This is a genomic window from Pseudomonas sp. RT6P73 (assembly GCF_054897715.1).
Genome location: NZ_JBUBUV010000002.1, coordinates 622,586 through 634,735, shown reverse-complemented (window position 1 = coordinate 634,735; position 12,150 = coordinate 622,586). Strand labels below are relative to the sequence as shown.

13 protein-coding genes are annotated in these 12,150 nt (G+C 60.4%); 7 read left to right on the top strand and 6 right to left on the bottom strand.

All coding sequences use genetic code 11. The features are described 5' to 3' along the window. Nucleotides 1–167: 167 nt before the first annotated feature. From ACYZT6_RS03170 to ACYZT6_RS03160, 3 genes are read right to left on the bottom strand one after another with little or no spacing between them, the layout of a single operon-like run. Entirely contained in the window at nt 168–383 is a 216-nt protein-coding gene (locus tag ACYZT6_RS03170; RefSeq protein WP_462025689.1) for a DUF1289 domain-containing protein, read from the bottom strand. After that, entirely contained in the window at nt 380–904 is a 525-nt protein-coding gene (locus tag ACYZT6_RS03165; RefSeq protein ID WP_462025688.1) for a gamma carbonic anhydrase family protein, read from the bottom strand. Before ACYZT6_RS03165 ends, ACYZT6_RS03170 begins: the two co-directional genes overlap by 4 nt. Nucleotides 905–960: 56 nt before the next feature. Continuing rightward, a complete protein-coding gene (locus tag ACYZT6_RS03160) occupies nt 961–1,560 on the bottom strand; it encodes a CoA pyrophosphatase (RefSeq protein WP_461979771.1) in 600 nt (199 codons plus the stop codon). A gap of 146 nt (nt 1,561–1,706) precedes the next feature. Between ACYZT6_RS03160 and ACYZT6_RS03155 the strand changes: the two genes are divergently transcribed. From ACYZT6_RS03155 to nagE, 7 genes are all read left to right on the top strand, one after another. Beyond that, nucleotides 1,707–2,258, top strand: a complete 552-nt coding sequence (locus ACYZT6_RS03155) for an NUDIX hydrolase (RefSeq protein ID WP_145306858.1) — start codon at nt 1,707–1,709, stop codon at nt 2,256–2,258. 68 nt (nt 2,259–2,326) lie between these two features. Next, nucleotides 2,327–2,830, top strand: coding sequence for a L,D-transpeptidase family protein (locus tag ACYZT6_RS03150; protein WP_462025687.1), 504 nt, complete (start codon nt 2,327–2,329; stop codon nt 2,828–2,830). Nucleotides 2,831–3,277: 447 nt separating this feature from the next. Continuing rightward, entirely contained in the window at nt 3,278–4,009 is a 732-nt protein-coding gene (locus ACYZT6_RS03145) for a GntR family transcriptional regulator (RefSeq protein ID WP_010463034.1), read from the top strand. Nucleotides 4,010–4,056: 47 nt separating this feature from the next. Further along, nucleotides 4,057–5,163 carry an N-acetylglucosamine-6-phosphate deacetylase gene (gene nagA / locus ACYZT6_RS03140; RefSeq protein WP_462025686.1) on the top strand — a complete coding sequence of 369 codons (1,107 nt, stop codon included), beginning with the start codon at nt 4,057–4,059 and terminating at the stop codon, nt 5,161–5,163. Then, nucleotides 5,144–6,166: an SIS domain-containing protein gene (locus tag ACYZT6_RS03135; RefSeq protein ID WP_462025685.1), complete on the top strand. Its 1,023-nt coding sequence runs from the start codon at nt 5,144–5,146 to the stop codon at nt 6,164–6,166. Before nagA ends, ACYZT6_RS03135 begins: the two co-directional genes overlap by 20 nt. A gap of 64 nt (nt 6,167–6,230) precedes the next feature. Further along, complete coding sequence (ptsP, locus tag ACYZT6_RS03130; RefSeq protein WP_462025684.1) at nt 6,231–8,747, top strand: phosphoenolpyruvate--protein phosphotransferase; 2,517 nt, start codon at nt 6,231–6,233, stop codon at nt 8,745–8,747. Between the two features lie 29 nt (nt 8,748–8,776). After that, on the top strand, nt 8,777–10,492 hold the full coding sequence (nagE, locus tag ACYZT6_RS03125) for an N-acetylglucosamine-specific PTS transporter subunit IIBC (protein WP_462025683.1): 1,716 nt from the start codon (nt 8,777–8,779) through the stop codon (nt 10,490–10,492). Nucleotides 10,493–10,743: 251 nt separating this feature from the next. Here nagE and ACYZT6_RS03120 read toward each other — a convergent pair whose 3' ends face one another. The 3 genes from ACYZT6_RS03120 to ACYZT6_RS03110 all read right to left on the bottom strand — a co-directional run bounded on the left by ACYZT6_RS03120 (nt 10,744) and on the right by ACYZT6_RS03110 (nt 12,149). Beyond that, nucleotides 10,744–11,034 (bottom strand): hypothetical protein, encoded by a 291-nt coding sequence (locus ACYZT6_RS03120; protein ID WP_462025682.1) that lies wholly within the window; start codon nt 11,032–11,034, stop codon nt 10,744–10,746. A gap of 249 nt (nt 11,035–11,283) precedes the next feature. After that, nucleotides 11,284–11,589, bottom strand: coding sequence for a hypothetical protein (locus ACYZT6_RS03115; protein WP_462025681.1), 306 nt, complete (start codon nt 11,587–11,589; stop codon nt 11,284–11,286). A gap of 248 nt (nt 11,590–11,837) precedes the next feature. Next, on the bottom strand, nt 11,838–12,149 hold the full coding sequence (locus ACYZT6_RS03110; protein WP_462025680.1) for an NGG1p interacting factor NIF3: 312 nt from the start codon (nt 12,147–12,149) through the stop codon (nt 11,838–11,840). Nucleotide 12,150 lies beyond the last annotated feature (1 nt).

Genomic DNA, 12,150 nt, shown 5'->3' with positions numbered 1-12,150 from the left:
CTTCAGCCATACACAAGCACCAAATCGAAACACGATTCCTGTAGCAGCTGCCGAAGGCTGCGTTCGGCTGCGCAGCAGTCGTAAATCCTGAGTTCACGGTTTACCTGAAAAACCGCGGTGCCTGATTTTACGACTGCTGCGCAGCCGAACGCAGGCTGCGCCAGCTGCTACAGGTCCGGGGTTTTTCCCAGCATCCAGATCAACCCACTCGACTTCGCCCGCTCATGACACAACCCCAACACCTTGCGGCGCTCTTCGTTGTCCATCCGGCTCCAACGAGTAATCTCCTCCACCGTGCGCTGACACCCGGTGCAAACGTCATCCTCGTCCAGCGCACAAATATTCACACAGGGCGAGCGGACCGGGCGTTCGGGGGTGTTCATTCTTCCTGCTCAGCCAGATCGCGAGCGTAACGCTGAGAGTTATGCACATAGTGGGCAGCGCTGGCTTCGAGCATTTTCTTCTGCTGCTCGGTCAGCTCACGAACCACCTTGCCCGGCGAGCCCATGACCAGCGAACCGTCGGGAATCTCCTTGCCCTCACCGATCAGCGAGTTGGCGCCGATGATGCAGTTCTTGCCGATTTTCGCGCCGTTGAGAATCACCGCATTAATGCCGATCAGACTGTAATCGCCCACGGTGCAGCCATGAAGCATGGCGTTGTGGCCAATGGTCACGCCGGTGCCGATGGTCAGCGGGTAGCCCATGTCGGTGTGCATCACCGTACCGTCCTGCACGTTGCTGTTCTTGCCGACCAGGATCAGTTCGTTGTCGCCACGCAACACGGCGTTGAACCAGACGTTGGCGCCCTCTTCCAGTCTGACCTTGCCCACCAGCACGGCATTGGGTGCGACCCAGCTCTGCGGATGGGTTTCGACGCGGGCGTCGCCCAGGCGATATTTCATCTTCTTATTGTCCTCAAGGCTCAGGCAGCCGCGTTTACGCCATACGAACGATGGCTTCAAATATTGATAAAGCTTTTGGGCGGGTGGTGCAGGCTGATGTCGGCGTCATAGAGCAGGTTGATCAACTCGACGATCATGATCGCCGTCAGGCCCCAGATTTTGTACTCGCCGTAACGATAACTCGGCACGTACCAACTGCGGCCCTGATAATCGATGCGGTGGGTGTGTTCCCGAGGATCCTCGCGGAAAAACTCCAGAGGCACACTGAACACTGCGGCGATCTCGGCATCGTTGGCCAGGTATTCGACAAAATCAGGAATCACCCCGACATAAGGCGTGACCTTGATGCCGTGCAGGGAGATCAGCGGGCTCAGAGGGCCGATCACTTCGACCAGCCCAGGCGGCAAGCCGATTTCTTCTTCGGCCTCACGCAGCGCGGTGAAAATCAGGTCCGGGTCTTCGGGGTCGCGCCGCCCGCCGGGGAAGGCGACTTCACCGCCATGGGTCGAGAGCCCACTGGCGCGCAGGGTCAGAACCAGTTCCGGTTCGTCACTGCGGGTGATGGGCACCAGTACCGCGGCTTCGGGGAAACGTCGATCGGTTTCCAGGGTTCGCGGCGTGTGGTTGCTTACCCGGTGAAGTAGCTCGTCCAGCATGAGTCTTCTCGATTTGTTCTCTACTTCGCATCATGCACCAATCACACCGGCCGCCCAACCCCATAACCACTGCATGTCGCTAAACGACAACTTGCCGACAGACACCGTCGCACGCCAAGATAGGCGCAGCATTCAGGAACCCAAGCATGAAATTTTGCAGTCAGTGCGGCAACCCGGTCACCCAGCGCATTCCCGAAGGCGATTCGCGTCTGCGTTTTGTCTGTGACAGCTGTCAGGCGATTCACTACCAGAATCCCAACATCGTCGCCGGTTGCGTGGCGACCTGGGGCTCGAAAGTGTTGCTGTGCCGACGCGCCATCGAGCCCCGGCTCGGTTACTGGACCTTGCCCGCCGGTTTCATGGAAAACGGTGAAACCATTGAGCAGGCGGCCATTCGCGAGACCGCCGAGGAAGCCTGCGCACGGGTGCGTAACCTGAGCATTTATACGTTGATCGACGTGCCGCATATCAGCCAGGTGCACGTATTCTTTCGCGCGGAGCTGGTGGACCTGGATTTTTCCGCCGGCCCCGAGAGCCTGGAAGTGCAGCTTTTCGACGAAGCCGACATCCCGTGGTCCGAGTTGGCTTTCCGCACGGTGGGCCGTACCTTAGAATGCTTCTTCGCTGACCGGCGGACCGAGGTCTACCCCGTGCGGTCCGAGTCGATCCCGCCGCTTGCTCAGCCTGCCATCACATAAAGCTCCTGGCTCCAAAATCACCTATAACTAACTAAATAGTCGCGACACCTTTCAGGGATATCGTTTCAATGCGCTGGTTGCTTGCCGTGTTTTGCTTGTCGTTCGTCGCCATGTCACAGGCTTCCGTTGCGGAAACCCTGAACGGCAAAGTCATCGAAAAAGTTCTTGTGCTCAAATCCGCCCACCAATTGCAATTGATCAATGACGGCAAGCCGCTCAAGACCTATCGCATTTCCCTGGGCAAATCACCTAAGGGGGCGAAACTGATGGAAGGCGACAAACGCACGCCTGAAGGTTTCTATTGGCTGGACTGGCGCAAGGTCAGCGATAAATTCAATCTGTCGATGCACATCTCCTACCCGAACGTCAGCGACTCTGCCCGCGCGCGGCGTGAAGGTGTCCCGCCTGGCAGCATGATCATGATCCACGGCACACCGGACACCGAAGAGACCCCGGAAGACCTGTTCCACACCCTGGACTGGACCGACGGCTGCATTGCCATGCGCAACATGGACATGCGTGAGGTTTGGGGCCTGGTGCCGGATGGCACGATGATCGAAATCCGCCCGTAACCCAGTTACCTGTGGCGAGGGAGCTTGCTCCCGCTGGGGCGCGAAGCGGCCCCAAAAAAATGACCTGACACCGCATTCGCTGATTTCAGGGCTGCTTCGCATCCCAGCGGGAGCAAGCTCCCTCGCCACAAAAAGCACCGATTTCGTCTTCCGAGCGCTACCTTCGGTCGCTCCTCCAAAAATAATTTCAAAAGAACGCAGCCTGCGGTAACGCCTGACGGGAAGATACCAGTCCCCCCGACCGGCGTAACCGCAGGCTGCGTTCTTTGCGCTAAAAATCCCTACCTTTAATACCACTTGAAACCAACCCCTATTGATTACGCGTAACAGGGCAGGCTTTCCCACGCCCCAAGCAAAGTGGTGGCATTGACATGGTATTCAAGTGGTATTAATTTTCGATCACCACCGAGCGACAACAATCCTATATCCGCATCGGACCAAACCTACATGAATGACCTCCAGGCCCTACGCCCTGACGACACCCAGCCCACGCCGTTGTACCTGCAACTGGCACGCAATCTGGAAGCGGCAATCCATGCCGGCCAGTGGAAAGCCGAGCAGGCGATGCCCTCGGAGCGCAACCTGAGCGAGCTGCTGGGCATCTCCCGTGTCACGGCACGCAAGGCGCTGGAAGTCTTGTTCGAGCAAGGCCTGATCCGCCGCAACCAGGGTTCCGGCACTTTCATCACACCGCGCCTGGAACAACCGCTGTCGCGCCTCTCGGGTTTCAGCGAAATGTTGCGCCTCAAGGGCTTCGTCCCCGGCTCGCAATGGCTCGAACGTGAAATCACCCCGCCGACCCACGAAGAACTGATCCGTCTCGGCCTCTCGCCCAACGACAAGGTCGCGCGACTCAAACGCCTGCGCAAAGCCGACGACACGGTGATGGCGATCGAGATGAGCACCCTGCCCGCTTCGATCATTCCCAAGCCGCAAGCGGTGGGCGATTCCCTCTACGAATACCTCGACGGCATCGGCAAGCCGATCGTCCGCGCGCTGCAGCACATCCAGGCGATCAACGCTTCGGATGAATTTGCCGCCCTCGTCGGCATCGCCCCCGGCACCGCCATGCTGCTGATGACCCGGGTCGGCTACCTGGAAGACAACACACCGATCGAAGTCACCGACACCTACTGCCGCAACGACTACTACGATTTTGTCGCAGAGCTTCGTAGATAAAGAGCTCCGTAGATAAAGAGCTTCGCCGCTAAAACCGAGAACCGATCATGTCCCAAGACAACATCCTCACCGCCCACGGCTGGGTTCGCGGCCGGCTGATTCACGAACACGGCAAGGTCGTGTCCATCGAAGGCGAGCCCTGCGATCCGGCCGACAACGACTTGCCTTATCTGCTACCCGGCTTCATCGACCTGCACGTTCATGGCGGCGGCGGCAAAGACATCATGGAAGGTGCGCCGGCCTTCGAAACCATCACCAAAACCCATGTGCGTTTCGGCACCACGTCGTTGCTGGCGACCACCATGACCGCGCCGCCGGCAGAGATTTCCAGCGTGCTCAAAGCCGTCGGCGAGTTCTGCGAGCAGCGGCCAAAAGGCTGCGCCCGAGTGCTCGGCGTGCACCTTGAAGGCCCGTATATCAACCCCGGCAAGCTGGGCGCCCAGCCGAACTTTGCCCACACTGCGCTGATGGCCGAAGTCGAGGAATACCTGGCGTTGGCACCGATCCGGGTGATCACTATCGCCCCGGAAATCGCCGGCCACGATGCCTTGATCCGCACCCTCAGTGCGCGCGGCATCCGCATGCAGATCGGCCACACCCTCGGCAGTTACGAGGAAGGCGTCGCGGCGCTGGCGGCCGGCGCCAGCAGTTTCACTCACCTCTACAACGCCATGAGCCCGCTGCATCACCGCGAGCCGGGCATCGTCGGTGCAGCGCTGGCCCACGCCAAATACGCCGAACTGATTCCGGACTTGCTGCACGTGCACCCCGGCGCCATGCGGGTGGCCCTGCGCGCGATCCCGTGCCTGTATTGCGTCACCGATTCCACTGCCGCCGCCGGCATGCCCGACGGTGAATACAAGCTTGGTAGCCACACCGTGACCAAATGCCTGGGCGGTGTGCGCTTGCCCGACGGCACTCTGGCCGGCAGCACGCTGACCATGGATCAGGCCCTGCGCAATCTGGTGAAGATCGGATTGCCGATCGCCGAGGCTTCGCAACGTCTTTCGCAATTCCCCGCCGATTACCTCGGCCTTCAAGAACGCGGCCGCCTTGCACCCGGCAGCTGGGCCGACTGCGTGCGGCTGGATCGCTCACTCACACTCACCGCCGTCATGGTCGAAGGAGAAGACATTGACTTCAAAAATGCTTGAAGAGGCGCTGTCCTCGTTCGAGGCCGTGCAAGCTCAACTGCAGCAACTCGACCCGCAGATGATCGAGATCGCCGGGCGCCTGCGCCGTCAGCCGCCGCAAGTAGCGATGACCGTCGCTCGCGGCAGCTCCGACCATGCCGCCAGCTATTTCGCCTACCTGACCATGCAGCAACTGGGCATCCCGGTGGCGTCGTTGCCGATGTCGGTAGTGACCATGCAACAGGCACCGTTGAAGGTCAGCGGCCAGGTGGCGTTTGCGTTCTCGCAGTCGGGGCAAAGTCCAGACCTGGTGAACAGCCTGCGTCTGTTGCGCAAGCGCGGCGCCCTGAGCATTTCCATGGTCAACGCCGAAAGCTCGCCGTTGGAAGCCGCGTGCGAATTCAGCCTGCCGCTGTGCGCCGGCACTGAAAGCAGCGTGGCGGCGACCAAGAGTTTTATCGCCACCCTCAGCGCCAGTGCCCGTCTGATTGCCCATTGGAAAGAAGACGTGGAGTTACTGGAAGCCGGCAGCGCCTTGCCGGAAGGTCTGCGCGAGGCGGCGCAAAAGGATTGGAGCCTGGCCATCGACACCCTGCGCGATTGCCAACGCTTGATGGTGATCGGTCGTGGCGCCGGTTTCGCCATCGCTCAGGAAGCGGCCCTCAAGTTCAAGGAAACCTCGGCGATTCAGGCCGAAGCCTTCAGCAGCGCCGAAGTGCGTCACGGCCCGATGGCATTGATCGATGAAAATTATCCCCTGCTGATCTTCGCCCCACGGGGTGCCGAGCAGGCCGGGTTGCTGAGCCTCGCCGCGGACATGCGCCAGCGCGGCGCTCGGGTTCTGCTGGCAGCACCGGATGACATCGCCGAACGCGACCTCACCCTGACCCGCGCCGAGCACCCGGCCCTTGATCCGATTCTGGCGATCCAGAGTTTCTACGTCATGGCCGCCGGTTTGGCCGTGGCCCGTGGCATGGACCCGGATCAACCGCGGCACCTCAGCAAAGTCACACGCACGCACTAGTCGAATGGCAACCCGCTCCTACAGAGACCGCGTTGATCCGAACTGTATTTTTTGAGACCGAGCCATGCATAACAACAATAAAGAGCTGACCCTCAGCGCCCCGCTCAGCGGCCCGGTGCTCACGCTCGCCAAAGTCCCGGACCCGGTGTTCGCCAGCGGCGCGATGGGCGACGGGATCGCCATCGACCCGCTGAACGACACCCTTCACGCCCCCTGCGCCGGTGTCGTGGTGCACGTCGCCCGCAGCGGTCACGCCGTCACCTTGCGTGCCGATAACGGTGCCGAATTGCTGTTGCACCTGGGCCTCGACACCGTCGAGTTGCAGGGCGAAGGCTTCTCGATGCTGGTCAAGGAAGGCGCGCGGGTCAGCAACGGCCAGCCGCTGTTGCGCTACGACCTGGACAAGGTCGCGCAGCAGTGCAAAAGCCTGGTCAGCCTGATGATCCTGACCAACAGCCAGGACTTTCAGGCGCGGCCCATTACGCTGAAATCGGTGAAGGTCGGCGACCCGCTGCTGCACATCATTCGCCGGCTGGCGCCGGGCGCGCAAGCGGACGTGGACCTGTCGGGCGAAGAGCTTTTCGGCCACGTTTGCATCGCTCATCGCGGCGGTCTGCACGCTCGTCCGGCCGCGCTGATTCGTCAGACCGCGCAAGGGTTCAAGAGCAAATCGCAGCTGCATTTCGCCGGCAAATCGGCGACCTGTGACAGCTTGATCGGGCTCATGAGCCTGGCCGTCGGTGAGCAGGACGAGGTTCAGGTCAGCTGCCAGGGCCCGGATGCCGAAGCGGCGTTGCAAGCATTGCTGATCGCCCTGTCCACAGCGTTGGCCGAAGACAGCCATGCCGCGGCACCGGCGCCGATTACCCGACGCAATCGGGCAGCCGAAGCGGGCGTGCTGCACGGCGTCTGCGCCGCGCCTGGTCTGGTCGGGGGGCCGTTGTTCCGCCTGAACGCCATCAGCCTGCCAGCGGATGCCGGCAGCCACGATCCCGAGCAACAATTGCACGCCCTCGAGACCGCGCTGACCGCCGTGCGCAGCGAAATCGACCACACCCTGACCCAGGCCAGGAAACACAAGAACACTGACGAAGAAGCGATCTTCACCGCGCACCTCGCCTTGCTCGAAGACCCGGCGCTGCTGGACGCCGCCAACGTCTCCATCGTTCAAGGCATGGCCGCGACACACGCCTGGAGCCAATCGATCGATGCGCAGTGCGACGTCCTCCAGCAACTCGGCAGCGCATTGCTGGCCGAACGCGCAAACGATCTGCGCGACCTTAAACAGCGGGTGCTGCGCGCCTTGCTCGGCGAAGCCTGGCATTACGACGTACCGGCCGGCGCCATCGTTGCCGCCCATGAACTGACGCCGTCGGACTTGTTGCAACTGAGCCAGCAAGGCGTCGCCGGGTTGTGCATGGCCGAGGGGGGCGCGACTTCCCATGTCGCCATTTTGGCTCGCGGCAAAGGTCTGCCGTGCATGGTCGCACTGGGTTCGGCACTGCTGGATCAGGCGCAAGGCCAGGCTGTGGTGCTGGATGCCGACGGGGGGCGCCTCGAATTGGCGCCGACGGCCGAACGCCTGGCCGATGTGCATCAGGCCCAACTCGATCATCAGCAGCGTCGTGCGCTTCAACAATCACAGGCTCACACCCCGGCACTGACACTCGATGGTGTGCACATCGAAGTCGCTGCCAATGTCGCCTCCAGCGCAGAAGCGGTCGACGCGCTGGCCAATGGCGCCGATGGCGTCGGCCTGCTGCGCACCGAGTTTTTGTTTGTGGACCGCAACACCGCGCCGGACGAACAGGAGCAAAGCCTCGCCTATCAAGCCGTGCTCGACGCCATGGACGACAAGTCGGTGATCATCCGCACCATCGACGTCGGTGGCGACAAGCAACTCGATTACCTGCCGTTGCCGGTCGAGGCCAATCCGGTACTCGGTTTGCGTGGCATTCGCCTGGCTCAGGTGCGGCCGGAACTGCTCGATCAGCAACTGCGCGCGCTGTTGCACGTCAGCCCGCTGTCGCGCTGCCGGATCCTGTTGCCGATGGTGACCGAGGTCGATGAGCTGTTGCACATCCGTCAGCGCTTTGAGGCGTTGTGCACTGAACTCGGTGTGAGTGAACGCCCGGAGCTGGGGGTGATGATCGAAGTCCCGGCCGCCGCGTTGCTGGCCGAGCAACTGGCCGAACATGCGGATTTCCTGTCCATCGGCACCAACGATTTGTCGCAATACACCCTGGCCATGGACCGCGACCACGCCGGCCTCGCCTCACGAGTCGACGCGATGCACCCGGCGCTGCTGCGGCTGATTGCCCAGACCTGCGCCGGTGCGGCGGTTCATAACCGTTGGGTCGGCGTCTGCGGCGCTCTCGCTTCCGACCCACTGGCCACGCCGGTACTGATCGGCCTGGGCGTCAGCGAGCTGTCGGTCAGCCCGGTACAAATCGGTGAAATCAAAGATCGCGTGCGCCACCTCGACGCTGCCGAATGCCAACGCATCAGCCACGACCTGCTCAAGTTGAGCAGCGCCGGGGCGGTGCGTCATGCCTGTCACCAGCAGTGGCCTCTGAGCTGAACAACAAAAAGAATCCAGGGAGATACGCCATGTACCAATACTTTATCGAAGGCCTGCAACGGCTCGGTCGCGCGCTGATGCTGCCCATCGCGATCCTGCCGATTGCGGGATTGCTGCTGCGACTGGGCGACACCGATCTGCTGAACATCGCGATCATCCACGACGCCGGCCAAGTGATCTTCGCCAACCTGGCAATGATCTTCGCCATCGGCATCGCGGTCGGTTTTGCCAAGGACAACAACGGCACCGCCGGCCTCGCCGGGGTCATTGGTTACCTGGTGATGATCTCCACGCTCAAGGTGCTCGATGCGAGCATCAACATGGGCATGCTCGCCGGGATCGTCAGCGGCTTGATGGCCGGCGCGCTGTACAACCGTTTCAAGGACATCAAGCTGCCGGAGTACCTGGCGTTCTTCGGCGGCCGGCGCTTCGTGCCAATCGTTACCGGGTTCGCCGCCGTCGGCCTGGGCGTGATCTTCGGTTTGATCTGGCCGCCGATCCAGCACGGCATCAACGGCTTCGGCACATTGATGATGGAAAGCGGCAGCATCGGCGCCTTCGTCTTCGGCGTGTTCAACCGCCTGCTGATCGTCACCGGCCTGCACCACATCCTCAACAACATGGCGTGGTTCGTCTTCGGCAACTTCACCGACCCGACCACGGGCGCCATGGTCACCGGCGACCTGTCGCGCTACTTCGCCGGTGACCCGAAAGGCGGCCAGTTCATGACCGGCATGTTCCCGGTGATGATCTTTGGCCTGCCCGCCGCGTGCCTGGCGATGTACCGCAACGCCCTGCCGGAACGACGCAAAATCATGGGCGGGATCTTCCTGTCCATGGCGCTGACCTCATTCCTGACCGGCGTCACCGAGCCCATCGAATTTGCGTTCATGTTCCTCGCGCCGTTTCTGTTTTTGCTCCATGCGCTGCTGACGGGTCTGTCGATGGCGATCACCAATGCGCTGAACATCCACCTCGGCTTCACCTTCTCTGGCGGCTTCATCGACATGGTGCTCGGCTGGGGAAAATCCACCAACGGCTGGCTGGTGGTGCCGGTGGGGTTAGCGTATGCGGTGGTCTACTACGTGGTGTTTGATTTCTGCATTCGCCGCTTCAACCTCAAGACACCGGGGCGTGAAGAAGTGCCGATCGGTGACAAGGTTGTGGTCGCCGAGAATGAACGGGCCGGGGCTTACATCAAGGCGCTGGGTGGTGCGCAGAATCTGATCACCGTCGGGGCGTGCACCACACGGTTGCGCCTGGACATGGTGGATCGCAACAAGGCAAACGATGCGGAGTTGAAAGCCCTGGGTGCGATGGCGGTTGTGCGTCCAGGCAAGGGGGGGAGCTTGCAGGTGGTGGTCGGGCCGATGGCGGACAGCATTGCTGATGAGATCCGGTTGGCGATGCCGGCGTTGGGACGTGCGCTGGTCTCCTCCCCTCCTGCTGTTATCGATGCACCGAAACCTGCCGCTGTGGCGAGTTCAGAGGCACAGCAATGGCTGAAGGCCTTGGGCGGCGGGGACAATGTATTGCAGATGGATTGCATCGCCATGACCCGGATTCGGTTGCAACTGGCGGATGGCAAGGCGTTGTCGGAGGGTGATTTGAAGGCGTTGGGTTGTCAGGGAGTCAGTCAGCTTGAGGGGGGTGTTTGGCATTTGCTGATTGGTGACAAGGCGGCGAGTTTAAGCGGGGCGTTGGAGGTGTTGGTCAGTCGCAGTGAGGTGAGTGCCAAGGTTTAGATTTTGGGTGCCTGATAGTCCGTCATCGCGAGCAGGCTCGCTCCCACATTGGATCTATGTACACCGAACATTGTGGGAGTGAGCCTGCTCGCGATGAGGCCTTGGAAGGTACCGAAGGTTCCAGCACCCAACAAAAAACCGCTGACCGACACTGGCCCAGCGGTTTGTTCCTGATAGAGGAAACTGGATTCAGCATTTCTACTGCGGTGGCATCTGTCCCGTCCTGAATAAGGTTTACACCTGTTTCAGGACTAGACAATCACATTAAAAATCCAGTGTTGAGACGTTTCCCCATTGGCTTTTGCAAAGATTGTTTGCCTTCCCACAGCCAGGTGGGTCAACGTGATGGCCCAGTTGCCGCTTTTGTTGGCGACGACACTCCCCTGTGAGAAGTCATTTTTCAACAACTCAACGACCTGACCAGGCATTGCGCTACCCGAAACTGATACCTCGGTGTCGTCAGTGGTGCCTCCGTTGGGAATATCTCCTTTAGCTCCTGTAACTTTGGCGATGGTTGTTTTCACTAGCATTGCTGAAGTCATGGATGAAGCTCCTTTTGAATGACTTGAATTGGAGGTTCATCAAACCTCAACTTTTGAGGCGCGGCTACTGTAAGAACTAACAGGTTCAGGGGCTTTCCCGACTAGCGGCAGCATCGGGAACTTGAGCAATCTGTGACAGCGGGCTTGCCCGCGACTGGGCTCAGGCAGGCACCGAAGATTCCAGCACCCAACAAAAACCGCTGACCGACACCGGCCCAGTGGTTTTTTCCTGATAGAGGAGAACTGGATTCACCGTTTCTTCTGTGGTGTCTTCACAGTAAATGTCCAGGCAAGCGACGTTCCATCAACCGTGTTTGCCTTCATTTCATGATCCCCCACAACCACGCCGTCCCAAGGGAAAAACCAGTCGCCACTTTCGGATACGGTAGCTGATCCTGGTGAGCTGCCATTGTCGAGCAACTTAACGATCCGACGAGGCGTTGCGGTGCCAAAAATTTCCACCATGGTGGCTTCAGTGGTACCTCCATCGGGAATATCTACTCCGGATCCTTCAATTCTGGTGATGACCGGTCCCACTGTTTTTGTTGAAGTCATGGATGAAGCTCCTTTTGAATGACTCGAATTGGAGGCCCATCAAGCCTCATCCACTGAGGCGCGGCTACTGTAAGAACTAACAGGTTCAGGTGGTTTCCCGACCTGCGGCAGCATCGGGAACTTGAGCAATCTGTGACAGCGGGCTTGCCCGCGACTGGGCTCAGGCAGGCACTGGAGATTCCAACGCCCCAAAAAAAACCCGCTGACCGGTAAAGGTCAGCGGGTTTTTCCTTTCAGCGACAGTCAGATCAAAAATCCTCCAACCGCCACACCTCATAAGCCGGTGTCTCGTAGGGATGGCTGAGTTTCAGCTCGGCCACCACGGCCACGATCAACTCATCCGTCACCACCAGCTCAACCTTCCATTCCTCAACCTGCTCGACCTGCCCCGCCTCACCAATAAACGGCTGACTGCCATCCAAAGGCCGAAACTGACCCAATCCAAGCACCTGCCACGCGCAGTGATCATAAGCCCCGATCCGCCCACCACCGGCAGCGAACACAGCACTCTTGACCACCTCGACATGGCTGGCCGGAACGAAAAAGCTGAGCTTATACACA

Excerpts from the sequence above, each read along its gene's own strand:
- ptsP (WP_462025684.1), top strand. The coding sequence starts at position 6,231 with ATGCATAACAACAATAAAGAGCTGACCCTCAGCGCCCCGCTCAGCGGC.
- ACYZT6_RS03155 (WP_145306858.1), top strand. The coding sequence starts at position 1,707 with ATGAAATTTTGCAGTCAGTGCGGCAACCCGGTCACCCAGCGCATTCCC.
- ACYZT6_RS03170 (WP_462025689.1), bottom strand. The coding sequence starts at position 383 with ATGAACACCCCCGAACGCCCGGTCCGCTCGCCCTGTGTGAATATTTGT.
- nagA (WP_462025686.1), top strand. The coding sequence starts at position 4,057 with ATGTCCCAAGACAACATCCTCACCGCCCACGGCTGGGTTCGCGGCCGG.
- ACYZT6_RS03150 (WP_462025687.1), top strand. The coding sequence starts at position 2,327 with ATGCGCTGGTTGCTTGCCGTGTTTTGCTTGTCGTTCGTCGCCATGTCA.
- ACYZT6_RS03165 (WP_462025688.1), bottom strand. The coding sequence starts at position 904 with ATGAAATATCGCCTGGGCGACGCCCGCGTCGAAACCCATCCGCAGAGC.
- ACYZT6_RS03115 (WP_462025681.1), bottom strand. The coding sequence starts at position 11,589 with ATGACTTCAACAAAAACAGTGGGACCGGTCATCACCAGAATTGAAGGA.
- ACYZT6_RS03160 (WP_461979771.1), bottom strand. The coding sequence starts at position 1,560 with ATGCTGGACGAGCTACTTCACCGGGTAAGCAACCACACGCCGCGAACC.
- ACYZT6_RS03145 (WP_010463034.1), top strand. The coding sequence starts at position 3,278 with ATGAATGACCTCCAGGCCCTACGCCCTGACGACACCCAGCCCACGCCG.
- ACYZT6_RS03120 (WP_462025682.1), bottom strand. The coding sequence starts at position 11,034 with ATGACTTCAGCAATGCTAGTGAAAACAACCATCGCCAAAGTTACAGGA.
- nagE (WP_462025683.1), top strand. The coding sequence starts at position 8,777 with ATGTACCAATACTTTATCGAAGGCCTGCAACGGCTCGGTCGCGCGCTG.